21 protein-coding genes are annotated in these 21,173 nt (G+C 51.3%); 10 read left to right on the top strand and 11 right to left on the bottom strand.

Annotated features, from left to right (window positions below; translation table 11 throughout):
• Positions 1–810, bottom strand: a complete 810-nt coding sequence (locus FCS97_RS08300; RefSeq protein ID WP_138517986.1) for a PaaX family transcriptional regulator C-terminal domain-containing protein — start codon at positions 808–810, stop codon at positions 1–3.
• A gap of 154 nt (positions 811–964) precedes the next feature.
• Between FCS97_RS08300 and FCS97_RS08295 the strand changes: the two genes are divergently transcribed.
• Genes FCS97_RS08295 through FCS97_RS08285 form a run of 3 tightly spaced genes read left to right on the top strand, consistent with a single transcriptional unit; the run spans position 965 to position 3,515 of the window.
• Complete coding sequence (locus FCS97_RS08295; RefSeq protein WP_138517985.1) at positions 965–1,873, top strand: alpha/beta hydrolase; 909 nt, start codon at positions 965–967, stop codon at positions 1,871–1,873.
• Positions 1,873–2,652 (top strand): SDR family NAD(P)-dependent oxidoreductase, encoded by a 780-nt coding sequence (locus FCS97_RS08290; RefSeq protein ID WP_138517984.1) that lies wholly within the window; start codon positions 1,873–1,875, stop codon positions 2,650–2,652. The genes FCS97_RS08295 and FCS97_RS08290 overlap by 1 nt, the downstream gene beginning before the upstream one ends.
• Positions 2,653–2,657: 5 nt before the next feature.
• Complete coding sequence (locus FCS97_RS08285) at positions 2,658–3,515, top strand: alpha/beta fold hydrolase (RefSeq protein WP_138517983.1); 858 nt, start codon at positions 2,658–2,660, stop codon at positions 3,513–3,515.
• Positions 3,516–3,518: 3 nt separating this feature from the next.
• Here FCS97_RS08285 and FCS97_RS08280 read toward each other — a convergent pair whose 3' ends face one another.
• Positions 3,519–4,202, bottom strand: coding sequence for a hypothetical protein (locus FCS97_RS08280; RefSeq protein ID WP_138517982.1), 684 nt, complete (start codon positions 4,200–4,202; stop codon positions 3,519–3,521).
• Between the two features lie 47 nt (positions 4,203–4,249).
• On the opposite strand from FCS97_RS08280, the gene FCS97_RS08275 reads away from it, so the two are divergent.
• The 3 genes from FCS97_RS08275 (at position 4,250) to FCS97_RS08265 (ending at position 7,450) form a co-directional block, all read left to right on the top strand.
• Positions 4,250–5,146: a tetratricopeptide repeat protein gene (locus tag FCS97_RS08275; RefSeq protein WP_138517981.1), complete on the top strand. Its 897-nt coding sequence runs from the start codon at positions 4,250–4,252 to the stop codon at positions 5,144–5,146.
• A gap of 353 nt (positions 5,147–5,499) precedes the next feature.
• Entirely contained in the window at positions 5,500–6,843 is a 1,344-nt protein-coding gene (locus tag FCS97_RS08270; protein ID WP_138517980.1) for an alanine/glycine:cation symporter family protein, read from the top strand.
• 76 nt (positions 6,844–6,919) lie between these two features.
• A complete protein-coding gene (locus FCS97_RS08265; protein ID WP_138517979.1) occupies positions 6,920–7,450 on the top strand; it encodes an NlpC/P60 family protein in 531 nt (176 codons plus the stop codon).
• Here the strand turns inward: FCS97_RS08265 and FCS97_RS08260 are convergent.
• Positions 7,434–8,126 (bottom strand): queuosine precursor transporter, encoded by a 693-nt coding sequence (locus FCS97_RS08260; RefSeq protein WP_138517978.1) that lies wholly within the window; start codon positions 8,124–8,126, stop codon positions 7,434–7,436. The two genes, FCS97_RS08265 and FCS97_RS08260, sit on opposite strands and share 17 nt — an antisense overlap.
• 161 nt (positions 8,127–8,287) lie before the next feature.
• Between FCS97_RS08260 and FCS97_RS08255 the strand changes: the two genes are divergently transcribed.
• From FCS97_RS08255 to FCS97_RS08245, 3 genes are all read left to right on the top strand, one after another.
• Positions 8,288–9,910 (top strand): DUF4331 domain-containing protein, encoded by a 1,623-nt coding sequence (locus FCS97_RS08255; protein ID WP_138517977.1) that lies wholly within the window; start codon positions 8,288–8,290, stop codon positions 9,908–9,910.
• A gap of 10 nt (positions 9,911–9,920) precedes the next feature.
• A complete protein-coding gene (locus tag FCS97_RS08250) occupies positions 9,921–10,160 on the top strand; it encodes a hypothetical protein (protein WP_138517976.1) in 240 nt (79 codons plus the stop codon).
• A gap of 100 nt (positions 10,161–10,260) precedes the next feature.
• Positions 10,261–12,342 (top strand): TonB-dependent receptor, encoded by a 2,082-nt coding sequence (locus FCS97_RS08245; protein ID WP_138517975.1) that lies wholly within the window; start codon positions 10,261–10,263, stop codon positions 12,340–12,342.
• A 21-nt stretch (positions 12,343–12,363) separates the two neighbouring features.
• On the opposite strand, the gene FCS97_RS08240 is transcribed toward FCS97_RS08245, so the two are convergent.
• Positions 12,364–13,089: a hypothetical protein gene (locus FCS97_RS08240; RefSeq protein WP_212746461.1), complete on the bottom strand. Its 726-nt coding sequence runs from the start codon at positions 13,087–13,089 to the stop codon at positions 12,364–12,366.
• Between the two features lie 27 nt (positions 13,090–13,116).
• Here FCS97_RS08240 and FCS97_RS08235 point away from each other — a divergent pair, with 27 nt between their 5' ends.
• The gene (locus FCS97_RS08235; protein ID WP_138517973.1) at positions 13,117–14,154 is read left to right on the top strand and encodes a hypothetical protein; all 1,038 of its coding nucleotides are present in this window, start codon (positions 13,117–13,119) and stop codon (positions 14,152–14,154) included.
• Positions 14,155–14,158: 4 nt separating this feature from the next.
• Here FCS97_RS08235 and FCS97_RS08230 read toward each other — a convergent pair whose 3' ends face one another.
• The 7 genes from FCS97_RS08230 to FCS97_RS08200 all read right to left on the bottom strand — a co-directional run bounded on the left by FCS97_RS08230 (position 14,159) and on the right by FCS97_RS08200 (position 21,059).
• A complete protein-coding gene (locus tag FCS97_RS08230) occupies positions 14,159–15,454 on the bottom strand; it encodes a hypothetical protein (RefSeq protein ID WP_138517972.1) in 1,296 nt (431 codons plus the stop codon).
• A gap of 23 nt (positions 15,455–15,477) precedes the next feature.
• Complete coding sequence (locus FCS97_RS08225; RefSeq protein ID WP_138517971.1) at positions 15,478–16,305, bottom strand: hypothetical protein; 828 nt, start codon at positions 16,303–16,305, stop codon at positions 15,478–15,480.
• Between the two features lie 73 nt (positions 16,306–16,378).
• The gene (locus FCS97_RS08220; protein WP_138517970.1) at positions 16,379–17,254 is read right to left on the bottom strand and encodes a DUF6279 family lipoprotein; all 876 of its coding nucleotides are present in this window, start codon (positions 17,252–17,254) and stop codon (positions 16,379–16,381) included.
• A gap of 76 nt (positions 17,255–17,330) precedes the next feature.
• Positions 17,331–17,900 carry an ATPase gene (locus FCS97_RS08215; protein ID WP_138517969.1) on the bottom strand — a complete coding sequence of 190 codons (570 nt, stop codon included), beginning with the start codon at positions 17,898–17,900 and terminating at the stop codon, positions 17,331–17,333.
• A complete protein-coding gene (locus FCS97_RS08210) occupies positions 17,897–18,307 on the bottom strand; it encodes a TA system antitoxin ParD family protein (RefSeq protein WP_138517968.1) in 411 nt (136 codons plus the stop codon). The genes FCS97_RS08215 and FCS97_RS08210 overlap by 4 nt, the downstream gene beginning before the upstream one ends.
• 84 nt (positions 18,308–18,391) lie before the next feature.
• Positions 18,392–19,405: an alpha/beta fold hydrolase gene (locus tag FCS97_RS08205; RefSeq protein WP_138517967.1), complete on the bottom strand. Its 1,014-nt coding sequence runs from the start codon at positions 19,403–19,405 to the stop codon at positions 18,392–18,394.
• 151 nt (positions 19,406–19,556) lie between these two features.
• Positions 19,557–21,059: an alkaline phosphatase PhoX gene (locus FCS97_RS08200; RefSeq protein ID WP_138517966.1), complete on the bottom strand. Its 1,503-nt coding sequence runs from the start codon at positions 21,057–21,059 to the stop codon at positions 19,557–19,559.
• Positions 21,060–21,173 lie beyond the last annotated feature (114 nt).

Genomic DNA, 21,173 nt, shown 5'->3' with positions numbered 1-21,173 from the left:
CTAGATCACTTCTTCGTCTTTCAATATGCGCAGTTGCAACTCGCGCCACACCCTGGTGCCTGTTTCATCAAAGCGCAGCACGCTTTCAAAGAATTGCTGCCGTGCAGCAGCATCGACCCATTCAGCAGGAAGCAGGGGATCTCGACGTACTTCATAAATGGCCTGGCTGCCTACCAGGTATGCATCCCGAGCCGCTTTTTCGAGTTTCATGCGTGAGTAGCCTTGCATCCAGTCGTTCAGCTTTTTCGTGTGGCTGGTGTAAAGCTTTTCAAGTTTTCGGATGTCCCAGAGTTTTTGAATCAGCCTGATTTGTGCCGGGTTGGCAGGTGTCAATTCAAAGGCAAGCACTTCCTTTTCAACCCCTTGTGCAAGCAGTTTTTCATGAATGCCCGACAAACCCAGATTCAAATTGGCCGGGCGTACAAACAGGCCTTGCTCAAATTCACGAAAACCCAATAGGGCCAGGGCTTTTTCGCGCAGTTGCAACTGCTTGCGATTGCTGCGACCAAGGTGTGCGGTGAACACCGCGTAAAAATTGCCATTCCAGGTGCAGGTGGCGGTAAGCCTGCTGCTCCAGGCCTGAATGTCCTGGCCGGTGAATGCAGCCTGTTTGCCCAAGGTGTAAACACCCCTCCCAGCCGATTTCAACTGACCTTCTGCAACCAGGCGCGCCATGGCCACGCGTGCGCTGTTCTCAGAAACACCAAACAGGCCGCAAGCCAGCACAATGTGTGCCGCCTTCACTTGTCGACCCTTGCCAGCCAACATCAAGCCAAGAATTAATTGTTTTGGGGAAGCGTTTGTTTTCACGGAATTTTTTATTGAATTGGAGGTAATAGTCTAACTTGTTGCCGGGCAGGGTGGAGGGGGCAGCCTGCGGCCAGCTACAAATTCGTTATATTGAAGAAAATAACAAAAACAGCGTAAATTGCATTGCGCTGTAACATTCGGAGACCCTGCACCCATGAACCCGATTCAGTTTGTGGCCGAGAAGGCTGTTCGTGCAACCTTGCGCAGCACTTTCAAGGCGCCCGGTAAGCTTCCAATTCCGCTCAGTTGGCTTGCAGCCACCATGAATGCTGGTGCACCCTTGTTCAAAGTTCGGCCCGATGCGCGCGTTGAATATCTGGAACTGGGCACCTGCATGTGCGCATTGGTTCGACCAGCGAATGCGCACACTGATCAAGTTTTACTGCACATGCACGGCGGCGCATTTTTTGCAGGCTCGCTTGAAACCCATTTGCCCTTGGCCAGCGAACTTGCTGTGCGCTGCAACGCGCGGGTGTTCTTGGTTGATTACAGGCTTGCGCCCCAAGACCCATACCCCGCAGCCCTTGAAGATGGACTGGCGGCGTACCAGGCCCTGCTGGACCTCGATGTAAATCCCCAAAATATTACTTTGGTCGGTGACTCTGCAGGCGCGGCGCACATTTTGTCCATGGCCATTTATGCGCGCAACGAAGGCATACCTTTGCCTGCCGGGCTGGTGATGATTTCTCCCTTTGTTGACATGACATTGACTTCGGCCTCCATTCAAAGCAGAGCCAAGGCCGACCCCATGCTGAGCGTGGTGCCTTTGCAGCGTGGGGTAAGCGCGTATTGCGGCGAAACACTGCCAGCCGACCCAAGTGTGTCACCCGTGTTTGCAGAACTTGATGATTTGCCGCCAATGTTCATTCAGGTGGGCAGTGATGAAATTTTGCTCGATGACGCTTTATTGCTGGAGAAGCGTGCCAAAGCCGCTGGTGTACCAGTAAGCTGCACAGTGTATGAAGGCATGTGGCACAACTTTCAAATGTTCAATGCTTTTGTGGAAAAGGCCGACAAAGCCTTGTGGGCAATCGCTGATTTTGTAAGAAGAGGGGAAGAGTAATGAAGCAATGGGCATTGGTGACAGGCGCATCCTCGGGTATTGGTTTGCATTTGGCGGAGTGTTTTGCAAAAGACGGAATTTCGCTGGTGCTGAGTGCCCGCAACGAGGCCAAGCTGGCGGAATTGGCTGCTGACTACATGGGCAAGTACAAAGTTGACGTGCTTGTGATTGGATCAGACTTGTCCAAGCCCAATGCCGCCACCGAATTAATCGCCAAGGTAAAAGCCCACAACATTGAACTCAGTTACCTCGTGAACAACGCAGGCGTGGGCACCTATGGTTTGTTCAAAGACACGCCAGTGGACGACACCACCAGCATGTTGCGCCTGAACATGGAAGCACTCACGGTGCTGTGCAGTGGTTTCATGCCCGATTTGCTCAATACCCGCGGAAAAATTTTGAATGTGGCCTCAACTGCCGCGTTTCAGCCAGGCCCTTACATGGCTGCGTATTACGCCACCAAGGCCTATGTGCTCAGCTTCAGCGAGGCGTTGGCCGAAGAGTTGGCAGACAGCGGCGTTGCCGTGTGCACCTTGTGCCCCGGCCCAACTGCATCGGGTTTCCAGGCCGAAGCCAATATGCAGAAGTCGGCTTTGGTGCAAGGAAAACGCATGCCGAGTTCTGAGGATGTTGCCGTGAAAGGCTATGCCGCAATGAAGCGAAACCAGCGTGTTTACATTCACGGTGCCCTGAACTGGACCATGGCTCAAAGCATTCGCTTTACGCCACGCAGTTGGGCCACCAAGGTGGTGAAATTTATTTCCAAGCCTGTTGCTTGAATAACATGGCAGGTTCGCAGTTGAAACAGGAAACCCACCTCGTTCCCATGCAGGGGGGGGGCCATGTGGCCTTGCATCGCTACACGCCAGCAAACCCCGTGGGTTTGCCTGTGGTGGTGGCGCATGGCACCTTGTCCAACCTGTTTGCGGTAGAACATTTGGGTGCTTTTCTTGCAGAGCAAGGATTCGATACCTGGCTATTGGAATGGGGTGGGCATGGGCAGGCCAAGCCCGCGCATCGCAAGCAAAACTTTGAATACCCGGCTTTCAATGATTTGCCCGCTGCGATCGATTTCATGATTCAACACACTGGGCACCCACAGCTGCATTGGACTTCACACAGCGGTGGCGGGTTGCTGGCCTTGATGCTGCTGGCCCGGCAACCTGAAAGGCTTTCACAGATCAAAAGCCTGAGCCTGATTGGCGCACAAGTGACAGACGCAGCGCCCAACCTGAAAGAAAAAATGCGGGTTGCTGCCTTGGGCACCTTAACCCGATTGTTTGGCCGAACACCCCGAAAATTGGTACCCATTGGGCCTGAGGGTGAGCCTACATTGCTGCTGGTGCAGTGGTGCAAGTGGAATTTGAGTGGCAGTTGGAAAGGAGCCGATGGTTTTGATTATTTGCAGGCGCTTCAGCAGGTCAATGTGCCGTCATTGGTGATTGCAGGTGGTCGTGATGAAGTAGCACCAATCAAGGGTTGCAGACGAATTTACGACGCTTTGGGCGGTCCGAAAACCTGGCATGAATGCGCAGTGCAACAAGGGTTTAGCAAAGACTTCTCCCACAGCCAGATGATTCGCGGCGAAGCTGCGAAAAGCGAAGTATTTCCGCTGCTCCGCCAATTCATTCAAAGCACCTGAACCTTACTTTCTAATCAGAAATGTTTCGAAGTGAGCCGCAATGGCCGGGTAGCTTTCTATTTCAATGTGCGGCGGTAGTTTGCGCAAGGTGTGTTTGAACAAGGTGTGCAGCACATTGATCACGCCGTTGATGGTTTTGCTGATTACAAAATTAAAACCCATCAGGTCGTTGGGTGTGTACACCAGCGGCACCAGTGCAGTTTCAATCGCCTCAATCAACAGCTCAACACCTTCTTGAATGCGCGTATCGTCTTTCATGGCCAGCGCATTCATGACATCGCTGGCACTTTCTGCGTAAGTTGTAGTGACCGGAATTACGATGTAGGGATGTTCCTGGCCATTGAGCTTGAGCAGGTGCACCATGTCGTGAAAATGGTGAATCACAGGCGGCACGCGTTTGTTGGCAATAAATTTGATCAGCCAGCCAATGTAATGCTGTGCCTCGCTTTGTACCTTGTGAATCACCTTCGATGCGTCTTGCAGCATTTTGTCGGGCTGGGTTTTGTTCAGCTCGTCGAGCAGGTGGGTAAAACAGGTGTCCAGCAGCTGCACATAGGTTTGCGCCAGCAGGTCGGCCCCCAGTGCTTTGTCTTCATCGCTGATGGGTTTGGAGGCGCGCTCGTGCAGCGCCTTCATCTGGGTGTAAACATCTTCCTTGATTTGAACGGCAATATAGGGTGTGTTCATGTTTATTCAGTAAGATCTCGATTCACTCAGTTTACGTTTAACACACCATGCAATCCCAGCCCCCAGTCGAATTCACCGACGAAATCAAATCCCTTTTCGTCGAGAAAAAATTACTTCAGGCCCGCCAGCGTTTGCTGGAAACTCTGGGCGAGCATTGGGACGGGCACTGTAACCTGATTGCATTCACTTACCTGTATGCGGAGAACCGCAGCACCGATGATTGCGAGCAGGCCCTGCAGTGGCTGGAGAAAGGTGTGGCAGCCAATGAGGTGGATGCCAAGGTGATTCTTGGCCGTTTGCTGGTGTCTGGCGAATTGGGCGTGCAGGACTTTTCGCGTGGCCTGACCTTGCTTGAGGAGGCTGCACAGGCCAATGTGTTGATGGCCGTACTGACCTTGATACAAATTTACAAGGGTGGCGTTGAGGGGCATTTGGAAGCCGATGCGCAATTGACCCAACAACGCCTGCAGCAGGCTGCCGATTTGGGTGACCCGAATTCGGCCTATCAATTGGCACTTGAACTGGAGCGCTCGACAACACCCGACTTCATTCAAGCCTTCAAATATTTCGACAAAGCTGCACAAGGCGGCTTGTCGCAAGCCATGCACAACGTGGGTGTTTATTATCTGCATGGCAAGGGTGTTCCAAAGAACGTCAACCTTGCTTTGGCTTATCTAACTGAGGCCGCCAAGCTTGGCTCGCCTTTGTCCATGCTGAGTTTGTCTTTGCTGTATCTCGACGGTGTTGAAGTGCAGAAGGATCGCGGCGTGGCATTAAGTTGGCTTTATATTTACCAGGTACTTTTTCCTGAAACCGACCTGCCTGATCAACTGCAATTGCTGCTCGATGACGTGTCCACCGAAGAAGAAAATTTTGCGCGCAAGGCTGCGCAGAATTTTGTCAATCACCAACTGAATAAATCCCCTAGCGGAACATTGCACTAATCTGCAATACTGAACGTGGGAGTTTTCCCATAACCAAAAACGAGGACCGCCATGACTGTTTGCCCGATTGCGATTGCTGTTGGTTGTCAAAAATGTCCTGCATTTAAAATTTGTCCTGCCAAGTCGATTCTGGGCGATCAGCCCAAGGCCGGCGAAAAGCAGCCCGAAAAGAAACAGTAAGTTGCGATACTTTTTCTGAAAAACCCCGGCACGGTCCGGGGTTTTTTTATGTCAATAATTTGCGCGATTTGTTAAACAAGGTGTCGCAGGCATATTGCTTGCGTACTAAACTGAAAATTCGCCACTGCAGCACCAATTCGGCGCATCGCTTTTTACAACAAGGAGAACAATGCATGGAAGCACTCACGCAGTTTGTCAATGCAATCAACGGCATCGTTTGGGGTCCTCCCATGCTTGTCGCAATCTTGGGAACCGGTCTGTTTTTGCAGTTGCGCCTGAAATTCATGCCCATATTCAAGATAGCCATGGGATTTCGCTGGGTTTGGAAAAGCCGCACGCCTGATGAGGGCGCCAAAGGCGACATCACGCCTTACGCTGCCCTGATGACTGCATTGGCTGCCACTGTGGGTACCGGTAATATTGCGGGCGTAGCCACAGCGATTGCGCTGGGTGGGCCAGGTGCTTTGTTCTGGATGTGGATGACCGCCCTGGTCGGCATGGCCACCAAGTATGCCGAGGTGTTGCTGGCCGTGCATTATCGTGAAACGGATGCCCGTGGACAACAAGTGGGTGGTCCCATGTATGCCATCAAGAATGGCTTGGGCAAAAACTGGAAATGGCTGGGTATGGCCTTTGCGCTGTTTGGTGGCCTGGCTGGTTTTGGTATCGGCAACATGGTGCAGTCCAACAGTGTGGCCGATGTGCTGAATGTGACATTTGGCATCGACAAATGGCTGTCCGGAATTGTGATGACCGTGTTGGTGGGTTTTGTATTGATCGGTGGCGTGAAGCGAATTGGTGCGGTGGCCCAGAAAATTGTGCCTTTCATGTGCATTGCTTACATCATTACCTCGCTGATCGTACTTGGCATTTACATTCAGGAAATTCCCGCCGCTTTCGCCCTGATCATTGAAAGCGCATTCAGTCCTGTTGCTGCCACAGGTGGTTTTGCAGGCGCCGCCATTATGTTGGCCATTCGTTACGGCGTGGCACGTGGCATTTTTTCAAATGAAGCTGGTTTGGGAACAGCGGGTATTGCTCAGGCAGCCGGAAAAAGCAAAAACCCGGTCGAGTCTGGTTTGGTTGGCATGATGGGTACATTCATCGACACCATTATTGTCTGTACCATGACAGGCCTCGTGATTATCGTGACTGGTGTGTGGAGCAGCGGTGTGAACGGTGCAGCGCTCAGCTCCAGCGCCTATGCCGCTGGCTTGCCTGGTGTTGGTGAGTATGTACTTGCAATCTCACTCGCGTTTTTTGCTTTCTCGACCATCATCGGCTGGTCGTATTTTGGTGAAAAATGCTGGGAGTTCATTGCCGGAACGGCAATCACATTGCCTTACCGCGTGTTGTGGACAGGCTTTGTGATGGTGGGTGCGGTGACTCAGCTTGATTTTGTGTGGCTGGTGGCCGATACGCTGAATGCGTTCATGGCACTGCCCAACCTGATTTCTCTGCTGTTGTTGTCACCCGTCATCGTGAAACTTACGAACGAGTATTTTGCCAATAAATAATTTTCTGGCTTTTGTTCAAACCGGCAAGCCGCAATCTCAGCGGTTTGCCGCACAGACTTGATTTGGGAATATAAGCATGGCCGGTGTTTCACGCTTCAACAAATTGAAAAGCAGTTTTCTGGTGTTGGGTTTGTTGTTTTGGCCTGGTTTGTCATTCAGTAATTCCTCCCCGGATTCCTTGTTGAATCAGCCTGAAGTACAGCATTCGTATAGCAATGAAATTCAAAATGCGCTGTTGGCCCATTATTCAAATTGGGCGGGTACACGCCACAAACTTGGTGGAACTGGCGCAAACGGTGTCGATTGCTCCAGTTTTATTCAAACCTTGTTCAAGGATAAATTTCAGTACCAATTGCCTCGCAGTTCGCGTGAGCAAATGACCCTAGGCGAGCGAGTAGACATCGCCGAGTTACGCTCCGGCGATCTTCTGTTTTTTCGCACTGGCCCTACACGTCGACATGTGGGTGTTTACATGGGTGACAATCAATTCATGCATGTGTCCACACGTGCGGGTGTTGAAATTGCCAAGCTTGTCAGCCCCTATTGGCAACGCCATTTTATTACTGCGCGCCGTATAGGGCTGAACGGTTTTACACCTTCAAACTGAAGGGTGTGAAGTTGGTGTTAGTGTCGTAGTAATCTTCGTTTTCCGCACGTTTCAAGCGCGCAACAATCCAGTAGGTTAGCGGGGTGGCGAGTATTTCCCAACTTGTTTTCAACACATATTGGGTTAACGCCACTGTAATGATTTGATCCGTGGTCATGATTCCCCAGAATGCGATGGTGTAAAACAAGCTTGAATCAATAAATTCACCCACCACTGTCGAGCCAATGGTTCGTGTCCACAGCCATTTGCCCTGAGTCCATATTTTCATTTTGGCCAGCACAAAGCTGTTGATGAAACTGCCGCTCCAAAATGCAATCAAAGAAGCCAGCACAATGCGCCAGGTGTTGCCAAACACACTTTCTATCGCAAGCTGTTTGTCTGCCCAGAAAGGCGCGGGTGGCAGGTTCACCACAGTAAATGCCATGAATGAAGCAAATGCCAAGGCACCAAAGCCGGCCCACACAGCCCTGCGGTCGCGGCCATAACCATACACCTCGGTCAGAATGTCGCTGAATATGTAAGAAATGGGAAAAAACAAAACTCCCGCAGCGAAGGTAACTGTGCCAAACAAGGGCAAGTTCAATTCGGCAATTTTTGCCGGCCCGATCAAGTTTGAACACAGCAACACGGCCACAAAAGCGACCAAGACGAATTCGTAATATTTATATTGGCGCATCCAGAACCCAATTGTTCGGTTAGTAAACTTGTATATAGGTTAATAAGATAGTAATTATTGCGTAAATTGTCATTGTGATAATGAATATTGAAACCTATACTCAAAATGTAATTCGGCAAGTGTAGTTTTTAGAAGTACCAATTGGAAGCAAGGGAGTAATCATGAAAGCACAGAGGAAGGAAGGAACAAGCAAGAACAACAATATAAAACTGAAAAAACATTTTTTGGCAACAGGCCTTTTGGCTCTGGTAAGTGCGGCAGCCATGGCATCTAGTCATCGCGAAGCACCTTCAATTACCACCACGCCCAAAGCTGATGGAACAGATTTCTATATGTTCCGCAGTTACGAGACCAACCGGTCAGATTTCATCACTCTAATCGCGAATTATCAGCCCCTGCAGGACGGGTATGGTGGCCCAAATTACTTCTCGATGGATCCAAACGCACTTTATGAGATCCACATCGACAACGATGGTGATGCGCAAGAGGAAATCACCTTCCAATTTAATTTCCGTAACAATTTGCGCGATTTGAAGCAGACGATTGGCGGGGAATCGGTCAGCATCCCGATTATTCAGCAAGACAGGGTGTCCACGGTGGGCGATGCCAACCTGAACCTGAATGAAACCTACACCATGACCGTGGTTCGAGACGGGCGGCGGAACGGCAACCGCACGCTGGCAGCTAAAACCAGTGGAGGCAGCACCACCTTGGAAAAACCAGTGGATTACATTGGCGAAAAAACCTTGGGCAATGCAGCGGCTTATCAGGCTTATGCAGACGCACACATTCACAATGTGACCATTCCCGGTTGTTCCAGCGGAACCAACCAGGCACGGGTGTTTGTGGGGCAGCGCCAGGAAGGCTTTGCAGTGAACCTTGGCACTATTTTTGACTTGGTGAATGCACCGTTTAATGTGATTTCTGATCGCGCCTTTGAAAATGCAGCTTTCGAAAATTCCATTCAAGACAAAAACGTCACCAGTATTGCGCTTGAAATTCACAAGGATTGTTTAACCCCTGGTTCTGAAAACGTAATAGGTGGTTGGACAACTGCCAGTGTTCGTCAAGTTCAAATTGGTGATGGCGTGCCGGCCCAGGGCCACCAAACCGCTGAGAAAGTGGGCGGCGCATGGGTTCAAGTTTCACGCCTCGGTATGCCATTGGTGAATGAGGTAGTAATTGGTTTGAAAGACAAAGACCGCTTCAATGCATCCAAGCCCAGTGGCGATGGTCAATTTCTGACTTATGTGTCTAATCCAACGCTGCCGCAGTTAATCAGTTTGGTACAGACTGGCAATGCAGGTGCTGCACCCACCAACTTTCCGCGTACGGATTTGTTGAATGTGTTCCTCGCAGGCATCGAAGGTGTAAATCGCCCTGCCAATTTGGTGTTGTCAGAAATGCTGCGTTTGAATACGGAAGAGATGCCCACGCCGATTGGTTCCCAGAATAAGCTTGGTTTGGCCTTTGGTGATCCGGCCGGGTTTCCCAACGGGCGTCGCCCAATTGATGATGTGGTCGATATCTCGCTGGTTGCAGTCATGGGTGGATTGTGTGTGGCCAATGGCAGTGGCAATATGTTGGGCTTAAACACCGTTCCAGGTACCAACCTGAGTTCGGACTGCAGTTCAGGCAGTGTGCCATTGGGTGACACTTCCCTGAGTATCCACGATGCGGTCGATCAGGCACGCGTGCCATTCATGAATCGTTTTCCTTTCTTGAGTACGCCAACGCCGGGTTCAGGTGCGCCTGCGCCAACTCAAACTGCTTCGGCACCGTAAGGAGAGGATCATGAAACTGACAAGCAAACTTGGACTGGTGGGAGGCGCAGCTTTGCTGCTCACCTTGGCTGCCTGCGGAGGTGACGGCTCTCCGTTTAACCTGGGAAGTGCGGCAGGTGACGGAAATATCAACGCATCCGAGGCGAGTGCTTTGTTGCGCGATACTTCGGAGACTGGTGAGCCAGAAGATGTAAGTGGAATTATGCTTGCAACTTCTGAAACAGCAGAACCCTTTGATCTTCCTGATTGATTCAAAAGTCATGTAATGTGTTGAAGGTCCTGTGGCTCGGAAGGGTCACGGGATTTTTTTGTCTGCTTGAAGCGCTCCATCTGTTGCAAAGGAAACTTGAATGAAATTAAAAATTTCTTCCATTCTTATTCTTTTACCAAGCGTTGGTGGAGCATGGGCCCACGGCATTCACTTCGATGGTCAGGAGTTGGATGAAATTTCAGTGACTGAGAACATTGAAGCCATTCACACCTTGGGCGGCATTACAAGTTCCCAGGGCGTTTTGGGGCAGCAACGCTTGGCCAATCAAAACCCAGCAAGATCCTCTGATGTATTGGAAGCAGTGCCCGGATTGAACATCACGCAACATTCCGGTGGAGGCAAGGCAAATCAGTATTTTCTTCGTGGTTTTAGTCTTGATCACGGTACAGATTTATCAATTAATTTTTTGGGCGCACCATTGAATTTGCCCGGCCACGCACATGGTCAAGGTTATGCTGATTCCAATATGATCATTCCTGAACTGTTGTCGAGGATCGAATATCGCAAAGGACCCTATTTTGCCCAAGATGGCGATTTCAGTTCTGCGGGTTCATTGAATATTGATTATGTGAATGAGTTGAAAAGAGGGCTTGCATCTTTTTCGGTCGGGGAATTTGGATACCGCCGTGGTTTGCTGGCCAATTCAACTGTATTGAATGATGAACAAACCAAGCTTCTGTATGCCTTTGAGGTGACTGAGAATGACGGTCCTTGGGAAGTAGCTGAAAACCAGTACAAATACAATATGCTGCTCAAGTTGAGTCATCGAATTGACGCTAGCAAGAAATTCGAAGTGCAATACTCTGGATATGAATCGCAATGGACATCGACAGATCACATTCCAGTCGAGGCAGTGGAGCGAGGCTTGGTCAATCGCTTTGGTAGTCTTGATCCGACAGCCGGTGGATTTACCCAAAGGCATGCGGTTTCTGGTAACTTCACCACGGTTTGGGACCAGTCGATCACACAAGTTCGCGTATTCCTTGCGGATTACAAGCTCGATTTGTTTAGCGACTTCACTTACGGCCTTCGCGACAACTCAGTGTTTGGTCGGCCAGGTGTCAGGTCAGATCAATTCAATCAATTCGATAGTCGAACCACCTATGGTGGTGGCGTAACGCACACCATGTTCGAGAACTTGTCTTTCATGCGATCTCAACTTGCAATGGGAATCGATTATCGGGTTGATGATGTTGAACCTGCTGGTTTATACGAGTCGATCGCAAGAGAACGTTTGGCCACTCGAAATGAAGATACCTTTGAGCAAAGAAATCTTGGTTTATTTGTTTCACAACAGTTGCTGCCTGTGTCATGGTTAAAGCTGACGGGTGGTTTGCGTTATGACAGTTTTGATGTCGACTTGAATGGTCAGTTTGATGACGATGAAGATCCCTCTACCCCCAATCTTGATCGCTCAGGCGATCGCAGCGATTCGCAAGTCAGCCCAAAATTTACAGCCAGCGTGAAGCCCTTTGCACACAACACCGAGTTGTTTTTTGCGGCAGGCCGTGGTTTTCACAGCAATGATCCCCGTGGCTTGTTCACGGCGAATCCGGTTGATTATCTGGTAAAAACCAAAGGCTCTGAGTTGGGAATAAAATCCACCAACGCCAGCAAAAACCTGAGCGCCTCGGCAACTTTGTTTCAACTGGAAAGTGATTCAGAACTTGTATTTGTGGGCGACGCTGGCACCACAGAACCCAATGGTGCAACAAAAAGAAATGGACTGGAGTTGATTGCAAGTTACTTCAACAAAACGGGATTTGAAATAGATGGTTTTGTCACGCTGGTGGATGCCCGGTTTGTGAATGTGGCCGACAACGGAATTCCGAATGCAATAGAGGAGTCCGCCGCGGTGTCACTGAGTCAAACCTGGGGAGATCTGAAACTTGGTTACAAGTTCAAATATGTGGGTAGCGCCCCATTGACTGAAGACAGGAGCATTCAGTCAGATTCTGTCATTAATTCAGATCTGTTCGCTAACTTCAGGCTGAACAAAGACCTGAGTCTGAACCTTTCAATCTTTAATCTTTTTGATCGGGAAAACAGTGATATTCAGTACGCTCAGGACTACTTTCTGGCTGGCAATGCGGCGTTTGGAAAAACATTCCACCCCGCATTACCAAGACATATTCGCCTGACGGCGAGTTTGCAATTCTAGAGAGGTTGCCTGGCAACGTGCTCATCGGGGCTCCAGAATGACAGAGAGAAACTGGCTTTTGTAGCCTGAGCCTTTTTGTTCCGTGATCAGTGCTCTTAATAGCGCTTTTGATGTAGGTTGCAAGATCAATTTGACTTTGCCCTCAGCGTCGGTATTGCTCCACAGGGTAATCGGGGTTTCCGGGTACTCAAGGCCCACCGGCAGGTTGGGTACAGGTTCACCATTTTTGTACACATAAATCGTTTTTGGATCGTCGGGCTTGCTCACAAACTGTGCAATGTCCTCGTTGTACAGCGGATCGCCAACCAGTACTGGCCTGATTTGTGCAAGTTTGAAATACTCTTCCTCAAACTTTTGGGTGGCCCGTACCTGATCGATCAGTGTTTTGCTCACTTTGTTTTCGGAAAAGTGCTGAACCCCCTGGGCTGGTGTTAGTTCGATCAAAGTGGTTTTAAGTTTGGCAACACAATTGGCTGGTTTTTTTGGGTAAACATAGCGAATGCTTTGCGCATCAAACCCAAGCTCGAACAACTCGCCAGCCATGGTTGTGCAACGTATCGACTGAACATATTCGCCCTTGACCGTAATTTCCTTGGCCGGAAAATTGTGCCCGGTAGACAATCCAAGACTTTGTTCTCCAACATCAATCCAGGTGAGGTGGGCCAGGGCTGGAGCACTTGCACTAACAAACAGCAAAGTAATCAGTTTTTTCAACACAGGAACCTCGATACGGCAGGTTAGAATCACTCAACACTACTACACATCGGATTGAACATGGCTAAAACCAGCGCTGACCAGCCCAAAGACTTGGCTTCGCAACTGCTTGAAGCCGAGGTGGCCTTTTGGTTACAAAACCTGAAAGGTAAAAAATTCCAGGCTTTGCTGGCCGACGAAATTGGGCATGTGCTTGCACGGTTCGAGCACATTCGCCTGCGCGATGCAGTGGATGAGAACAAGGTTAAAGCCACTGCGCAACGTTATGCCGTAGAAATGGAAATTGGCGGAGCCATTCCTGAACTGTTCGGTGAAATTGCCAACCGGATTTTTGAGTTTCCAGCCAGCCAGACCACAAAGATTGGTGAGGTGGTGTCTGACTCAATCGCCACTGAGTTCATCGAGAAAATATTCGAGCAAGACGGTGTACTTGATCATGCCGTGACCAACATCAGAAACAGCACGCCGTTTCGGCATTTTTTATCGGACGTTATTTTTACCGTACTCAAAGGTTATGTGTTTGAGCAGAACAACCTGATGAAGTACTCCACCGTGGCCAGCAGCACGCGCAAGGTGCGCGAATGGCTGAGCACCAAAGCGCCTGATTTGTCCGAGGGGCTTGAAGACCGGGTGCGCAACCTGATGGAAAGTGGCGTTAAAGGCTCACTTGAAATGGTGGATGAAACCCTGGACAACGAGCAGTATCGCGAAACTGCCATGAACAGTGCTTTGGCCTTTTGGGATGTGGTGCGTGAATGGCCGCTGACAGCTTACCGTGATTACCTGACCGAGCAAGATCTGCAAGAATTCATGGTGCTGGGTTATGAGTTCTGGCTGGAGTTTCGAAACACGGAGTACCTGAAATCATGCATTGATTTGGGTGTGGACTTTTTCTTTGAAAAGTACGGCGACCAGTCCTTGCAGGACCTGCTCGATGACATCGGCATCAGCCACGAGATGATTACGGACGAGTTGGACAATTACATTCCAGACCTTGCCGCCTTGATGATCAAGGAAGGGCTTGCAGAAAGTTTCCTGCGTCGTAATCTTCAGCGTTTTTACAGCAGCAAGAAGGTACAAGACCTTCTTGCCGGGTAATTGTTTAGAGGTTGCCCGTGCTGGTGCCGGCGGGCAGATTCAGTACCTTACCGTTGCTGAAATTCAGCACCACTGGGCCGTCTGACACCACAGTGTAGGCTGCGCCGTTTTGCAGACAACTCGCAGTGGTGTCGATGCGCATGGATGCCACATTGCTCAGGTTTGCGGTAAAGCGGTTTTCGCTGGCCGCTTGCACCGGCATACCCATTATTCTGCGGAAGGTTTGAATGAAGGGCACGGGGCCATTGCCCGCCGTTTGACCGTTTTCAAAGTTGTTGGTGCTTCGGGCACAGGCAAAGCTTTCAACATCCATGGCAATGTCGCCTTCCGCACGTCCCTTGATATTGCTTAGCCAGTAGGCTTTGTCGTGTTTGATTTCGTATTCAGGGTAGGCGAATGCTTCATTGGTTTTGTAGGTAATTCGACCCGGGTTTTTCACGCGCTTCAAGTTGCGTGTGAACTCAGCCTCTTTGCTCCATTCGTCCAACGCAATCAAGGTGAGGTGTTCGGCCACCAGGTGCATGTAAAATTCGTACAGCACACCATCGGTTTGGCTCAGTTTCAGCGCCCAGTCCAGGCCGGTATTCACTTGCACCAGCTCATCAAGTGCGCCATATGAATGCGTACCAGGTATGTGGCGCAAATTGCCCAGGTAATTGCTGATGTTGCCCACACCACCAATGGTGCTGCTGACAGGCAAGGCAAAGGGCAGGGCACCAGCCAGCGCTTGCTCACCCTGAATGAGCGCATCGCCAATCAGTGGTGTGTTTAAAATGCTGCCGGTGAAGCCCACCCAGTTACTCAAGCCCGCAAATCGGTCCGGGTACAGCGCGGCCAGGCGTGTGGAACCATAGCCACCCATGGAGTACCCGCCCACCAGAATACGATCTTCATCAATATTGAAGGTATTCAATGCGTCGTCCAGCACGTCGAGCGCATCGCGTTCAGACAAGCCGGAATAAAAACCATATGGGCCACGCCCCAAGGGCGAGATCAGTACGCGATCCAGCGAATCACCAAATTGCGCTTGCATACCGGGCTGGTTGATCTGGCTGGCGTGGTTGGCTTCGCAGCCATGCATGATCATTTGCAAGCTGCGTTGGTCGTCAAAGTTGCCGTTCTCGGGAATGTACACACCATAGGGCTGGTATTTGCCCACGAAATGAAAGTATTGGCCGCAGAAGCGACTGTCGGTCTCGGGGCTTGATGATTCGGCTTGCAGCACCATGCCTTCGCCTGTGGAGTTTGGTGCGGTGTATTTCGAGGTGTAAACCCGTTGTTTGAAGCCTGCATCGACCACCGCTTTTTCTGTGGTTCCAGCGGTCAGTTTGCGGCTGTCGACTTGTGCAAAAACGGGCTGATGTCACCCGCGCCCAGCGCGGCAGCCTGCTTATCTTCCCACCAGTTGCCTTTGTTGGGCAATACCTGAGCCGGTATTGTGCCTTCTGCGCCGGCTTCCTCATCCGTACCCCGGAACGCCACGTTCATCACTTCACTGCTGTTTTGGGCTGTGACTGCCCATATTTTGAACAGCTTGCTGGCTGGCGCCGGGAATGTGCCGGTGATCAAATTGCTATCGGGGTTGCCTGCATTGAATTCATACACCACATCGGCACCTTGTACGGTCAGCCCCAGCAGGGTTTCGGTGCTCGTGGCAGGGTTGTTGTCAGAATCAAGTGCAATTGCGGCGATGGTTTGGCCTGCGTCGTACAGGGCATTCATCTCGAAAGTGGCAGTGTAAGTATTGCCTTGTCGGCTGATGCGGAGTTCAACCAGATCGGCCGTGCTTTCTGCACCTGCCGGGTAACGTGAATCGCCTGCTGTGGGTGACAGCAAACCTGGTGTATTGGCCAAGGGGTTACCCAATTGTCCCCCACGACTGGCCAGGTTCAGCAGGGCCGGGCTGGGTGACAACAAGCCGGTGTCTGCGCCGTAGTCGTCATACACATAATCGCGGTATACCAACACACCATTGCAAATCTCGGTAACGCCTGCAAACCAGGACTGTTCATTGCACTGCGCCGTTTCTTGCGGGTTCACAGGTGTGCCTGAGCCCGGGTTGTTGGAAAGCGCAGTGTCATCGCTGCCGCAGGCAACCAGTAGTGCGCTAAGGCTTAAGGCGATCAGTTTTGTTTGAGAGGTACAAGGCACAGTAAAGGTCCATGGGTGTATTGAGCACAATGAACTTTTACTTCAGCAAAGTACTGATGGATTCAAATGAGACTTAACTGTTGCTGGCCAAAATCTGGAAATCTTTGGCCCAACCCGCTGCACGGTCGGCTGCATTGTTACGTTGTTCGGCTGTTGCCGAATTCAGAACATTAACAATCAGCGCAATGGTTGCTTTTTGCCGTTGTTCGCTTTCCTCTATTTCAGCCGCAGTGGCCGGGCTTTGCCAGGCATTGAGCAGTCGGGCGATTTCACGGCTTAATGCGGCCTGGTCTATTTGACGGTTGGCTGCCTTGCTCACCAATGCCATGAATTGCTGTTGTCTGGCGAGCCGTTTTTCATAGCGAGATTCAGCGCGGTTTGTCTCAGTTCGTGCCCAGGCTTCAATCTGTTTCACTTGAACGGGGTTCAATGTGCCCAGCCACCGCTCGAAGCGTTTGCTCATTCGTTCAGTCGATTCGCGCACTCGCTGGTCATTGTTTTGCATCAAACGTTCTTCGCGGTATTCGACGTTGGATTTGTCCAGTGCCTGTTGAATGTCTTGAATTTGATTGGGCCACAAACCCAACATGTTTTTTGCAATGATTGGGGCTGCCTCATTGGCGGTGCGACGCAATGATGCCCTGATCGACAGGTTCAAGGCTTGTACCTGTTCTGCACTCACCGGCCTGACCACGCCGTCGCGTGCAGCCAAAGCCTGGCGAGCTGTTTGCAATTCATTGGCCAACACCGGCAGTTCAGCATTGCGGTGCCATTCCACAATCTCGTTCAAGCTGGTTTTGAGAAAGGTGGATTGGTCCGAGTCGAAATCGACTTTGCTGGTGAGGTAAGTGTGCGCAATGCTTGCGGAGTTGTTGTAACCCAGTTTGATGGCGCTGCATGCGGATAGCACGGCCAGGCAGGCCATGAGTAAAAAGGTTCGGGGTCGCATTGCCGGTTTCATCACGAATTCGTGCCACTCAAAAAATTAAAACTGTCTGTTTATGACCTTCAGCTTTCGCATTCGTTCACATGGTGCTGAAACGTTCCGCCCATTGCGGCAGTGGATGCGTGAATTGCTGCAGTTCCCCGGCTTGAATGCGCATTACTTTTTTGTAGGGTTCTTGTGCACTTGAGTTGTCGAGCACCCACACATCGTCGCACAAGGGCAGGGAATTCAATACATTGTCAACCGTTCTCGGAATTCGGGTTTCGATTTTTTCTTCAGGCACTGCATGCCCGCCAGTTTCGATGCGCTGGTGCACCCTGGCCTTGTTCAAGCTGCTTTGTTCCAGATGAATAAACACCATCACGACCTGGTAGCCCAATGCTTTGGCCTTGGCGACAAAATCGATTTTGGAGGGGTGCGAAAACACAGTTTCAAAACAAAAATTCTTGCCTTGTTCAAGCAGGCTGTTGCGCAGGTTTTCTGCAATTTTTGCCGCTTCGTAGCTGTGCTCTTCCGGTGCGTCAGGGAATACATCGCGGGCAATGTCGTCAGCATTGACAAACGGCATGCCCAATGGCTTTAACTGGGTGCGGTAGAAAGTTGATTTGCCAGCCCCGTTGCCGCCCACCAGCAGCCACAGTTGCTTCATGCCAGTTTGACTGGCTTGAACTGGCCGTTTTCAAACTGACCTACTTTCACCACGCCTTTCGGGCCAATTTGTTCCAATAGGCCGGGGTGAGTGGTACTGGCCTGGTAGCGCAATTTGTTTTGACTGACTTCCTGGGTCAATTCACCGGTGGCGCGCTTCATGTCCAGGTTGCCAAACACCCAGTCTGCGCTCACCGGCGGTGCATTCACTTGTTCAAGCTTTATACGCAACAGGCCCGCCTTGATTTGCAGCAAGGTTTCGGGGTCGAGCAGGCTTTCAACTTTTTGCCCAATACTCGCCCAGTATTCGATTTGTTCAGCGGCGCTGCGGTGGTGAAGTTTGCCCAATACGGCGGCATTGCTCATCAAATCCGACTGAATACGAATGGGTGAAGAGGCTTTGGCCATGGTGTACTTCCTTGATTCAATACCTGTGAATGCTTTAATTGTAGCAAAATGCTACAAAATAGCCAAGCGCAGGGGAATATTCAATCAAAGGTTCCGGAGTACAAATTCCTTGATGGCTTGTGCACAGGGGTAGGGGGTTTCAATCATGGGCAGGTGGCCTACACCGTCGAACAGGCACATTTCTGCACGTTTGATCAGCCGCTCGAACTCGTAGGCGCAGCTGATGTGAAGCACATCGTCTTCCTTGCCCCACATCACCAGCGTAGGCGCTGAAATGTCTTCAAAAGTTGCTTTCGTGTAATCCGGGCGGCGGCTCAACATTTCCTGAAACAGAAAGCCATTCACATCTTTGCGGTGAATCAATTCAGTGGCTGAGAAAAATGCAGCCGATGCGGCCAGTGCCCGGTTGTGAAACACCAGGTCAGTCAATTTCATCACGTCCATTGGCGCGCGCGGAACCAGGCGGTTTTTGCCGCGCAGCACCTCGCGGATGAAGTCGGTTTCCTCGGTGCCCGGCAGGCCCAGTGCATCCATTAACACCAGGGTGGTGACCATTTCAGGAAAGCGTGCAGCCAGAAGACCGGCCAAAGCGCCGCCCATTGAATTGCCAACCACGTTCACTTTGTGCACGCCAATTTCAGTGAGCCAGTCATGCAAACGTTCGGTTTGGTCCTCAAGACCATAATTGCGATCCGGGTTGAAACCGCTTTCACCCCAGCCGGGAAGGTCAGGGATCAAAATACGAAACTGGCCTGCAAAAAATGGCAGCAATGGCAGCCAGTGTTCTTTCGCGGCGGCAAAGCCATGCATCAGCAACAGGGCAGGGCTGCTTTCCTGGCCAATTTCCAGCCAAACCAGTTTGTCTCTACCCACACCAATGCGTTTGCGGTGTACGCCTACCAGGCCGCCATACCAAGGGTTCAAGCGCGTGAAGCTGAACAGCTTGGGGCGCCAGTCCTTCAGTTTTTCAGGGTCTATTTCGGGGGCATGGCGCAGAAAAGCTTCGCCGACATGATCAAAGTATTGATCAACCAGTTTTGCGCCTTCGCTAATGGGAGTTACTTCTTTGCCTTTGGACTTGCGGACAGGTTTGGCCAAGTTGAACCTTCTATTTTTAGTATTGATACATGCTTACCAAAGCATACTTCGAAATAATCATTGTGTTTGGTATTGTCTGCATCATTCGGGGCTTGGCTTACACTGTCCTTGCAAGCCAGCCCGATATTTTTGAGTGTTCCTTCAGCTTGTGTCAGGTGGCCGACACAGCGGAATTAACTGAAGCGCGGAATTCTTCCGGTATTAGAAGCTCGTAAGTGGCGCCTGTGCCCGGCAGGTTAGGCAAGCCGGGCAGCGCTGGCAGGTTGGGCCCGCGCTGGTTGCTGAAGTAAAGCCTTGAACCATCCGGGGAGAAGGCAGGCCCTGCCAATTCACTGCCGCCACCTGTAATTTGCAGCAAAATTTTCGCGGGCTGATTGGGAATCATCACCATCAGGCGCATGGCATCGCCGTCCTCGGCCACGATGACATCGCCAGCCGGGCTAATCACCAAATTGTCCACGTCGTCAAAGCCTGCGCCGTCGCCCAATTGGCTGTTGTCGAATACCACTTCGATCAAGTCGTTGTCGATGTCCAGCGCATACACCCGGTTGTCGCCCTTGCAGGCGAAGAACACCACAGCGCGCATGGGCTTGGCCGCACCACTCACGGAAGGCGCTTTCTCCTGCGGAAATTCCTGAATCCAAATGCCTTCGCCGCCTCGAAACACGGTGCCCGGCACCGGCAGACCAGCGGTGCTGGTTCGCGAGCGCACTTGGGCTTGCGGGTTTTCCGGTTCAAGAACATCTACCCACTTCACGCGGTGAACGCGCTGGGCCACGGCAATGTCTTCCTGATAGGCGCCAGCCTCGAAACCATCGATCTCCAGAACCTGCAACTTGCCTTGCTCCATGTTCAAACCCATTTGCCGGTTGACTGCCGGGCGCAAATCGCCCTCGGATACAAAACGATACAAGCGACCATCGCCTGCGTCTTCGGTCAAAAACAATGTTTTGGTGGCCATGTCCACAGCCACTGCTTCATGATTGAACACACCCAGTGCAGGCAGTTCGCGGGCAGTGGCAGTGCTGCCCAGGGGGTCACATTCCCAGGTCACGCCGGTTTGGGTTTCTTCGCAGCTAAGCCAAGTACCCCAGGGTGTTGCTCCGCCTGCGCAATTGCGTGCGGTACCGGTGAGAATTCTGTACGCGGATTCAATGTCGCCTTGTGCATTGAACCGCAGTGCACCCACACCGCCTTGTGGTGCCTCGGTTTCACTGTTGGAGACATACACCCAGCCGCCGTCTTCAGCAGGGAACACGGCACCGCCGTCCGGGAACATGTGCCAGTTGTAACCAGTCAAGCCCAACAAATCAGGGATGCCAAGCACAGGGTTGCTCAAATGCCGGGCTACCGGGCGCACTGTGAAGCCAGCAGGCGCGAGAATATTGTCCACGCCCGTGGCGACAAGTTCACCAATGCCTGCCAGCGGCCCGGCCTGCAATGGAAGTTCCATCGCCAAAGGCCCAAGGCTGGGAGGGTTCACCACTGGTGGATTGACACTCTCATTGGGGCCAGTGGGGGTGGCAGTGGATGTGGACTCGTTGGAATCAGAGCCGCAGGCGTTAAGCAACGGCAAAGCCGTGACACCCACACCAAGAAACATGGCCCGCAACAGGGCACGGCGTTTGAATGAGGGAATGATGTGGTGATGCATGGTGAAACCTGTTGAAGTGTCGTGGGCGGCAAAGTTTTATACTGCGCAACAGAACACATGGTTTGGGTAAACCACTCAGTGTGAAATGCCACGCATTTGACATATTTCCTTGTC

Source organism: Limnobacter alexandrii (assembly GCF_005871185.1).
Classification (GTDB): Bacteria; Pseudomonadota; Gammaproteobacteria; order Burkholderiales; family Burkholderiaceae_B; genus Limnobacter; species Limnobacter alexandrii.
Note: the sequence above shows the minus strand (reverse complement) of the source record. Positions and strands in the feature narration are given on the sequence as shown.

What these genes read in the sequence shown, in the direction of transcription:
- FCS97_RS08275 (WP_138517981.1), top strand. Translation starts at nt 4,250, where the DNA reads ATGCAATCCCAGCCCCCAGTCGAATTCACCGACGAAATCAAATCCCTT.
- FCS97_RS08210 (WP_138517968.1), bottom strand. Translation starts at nt 18,307, where the DNA reads ATGGCCAAAGCCTCTTCACCCATTCGTATTCAGTCGGATTTGATGAGC.
- FCS97_RS08215 (WP_138517969.1), bottom strand. Translation starts at nt 17,900, where the DNA reads ATGAAGCAACTGTGGCTGCTGGTGGGCGGCAACGGGGCTGGCAAATCA.
- FCS97_RS08290 (WP_138517984.1), top strand. Translation starts at nt 1,873, where the DNA reads ATGAAGCAATGGGCATTGGTGACAGGCGCATCCTCGGGTATTGGTTTG.
- FCS97_RS08235 (WP_138517973.1), top strand. Translation starts at nt 13,117, where the DNA reads ATGGCTAAAACCAGCGCTGACCAGCCCAAAGACTTGGCTTCGCAACTG.
- FCS97_RS08280 (WP_138517982.1), bottom strand. Translation starts at nt 4,202, where the DNA reads ATGAACACACCCTATATTGCCGTTCAAATCAAGGAAGATGTTTACACC.
- FCS97_RS08245 (WP_138517975.1), top strand. Translation starts at nt 10,261, where the DNA reads ATGAAATTAAAAATTTCTTCCATTCTTATTCTTTTACCAAGCGTTGGT.
- FCS97_RS08270 (WP_138517980.1), top strand. Translation starts at nt 5,500, where the DNA reads ATGGAAGCACTCACGCAGTTTGTCAATGCAATCAACGGCATCGTTTGG.
- FCS97_RS08295 (WP_138517985.1), top strand. Translation starts at nt 965, where the DNA reads ATGAACCCGATTCAGTTTGTGGCCGAGAAGGCTGTTCGTGCAACCTTG.
- FCS97_RS08285 (WP_138517983.1), top strand. Translation starts at nt 2,658, where the DNA reads ATGGCAGGTTCGCAGTTGAAACAGGAAACCCACCTCGTTCCCATGCAG.
- FCS97_RS08265 (WP_138517979.1), top strand. Translation starts at nt 6,920, where the DNA reads ATGGCCGGTGTTTCACGCTTCAACAAATTGAAAAGCAGTTTTCTGGTG.
- FCS97_RS08220 (WP_138517970.1), bottom strand. Translation starts at nt 17,254, where the DNA reads ATGCGACCCCGAACCTTTTTACTCATGGCCTGCCTGGCCGTGCTATCC.
- FCS97_RS08255 (WP_138517977.1), top strand. Translation starts at nt 8,288, where the DNA reads ATGAAAGCACAGAGGAAGGAAGGAACAAGCAAGAACAACAATATAAAA.
- FCS97_RS08250 (WP_138517976.1), top strand. Translation starts at nt 9,921, where the DNA reads ATGAAACTGACAAGCAAACTTGGACTGGTGGGAGGCGCAGCTTTGCTG.
- FCS97_RS08200 (WP_138517966.1), bottom strand. Translation starts at nt 21,059, where the DNA reads ATGCATCACCACATCATTCCCTCATTCAAACGCCGTGCCCTGTTGCGG.
- FCS97_RS08260 (WP_138517978.1), bottom strand. Translation starts at nt 8,126, where the DNA reads ATGCGCCAATATAAATATTACGAATTCGTCTTGGTCGCTTTTGTGGCC.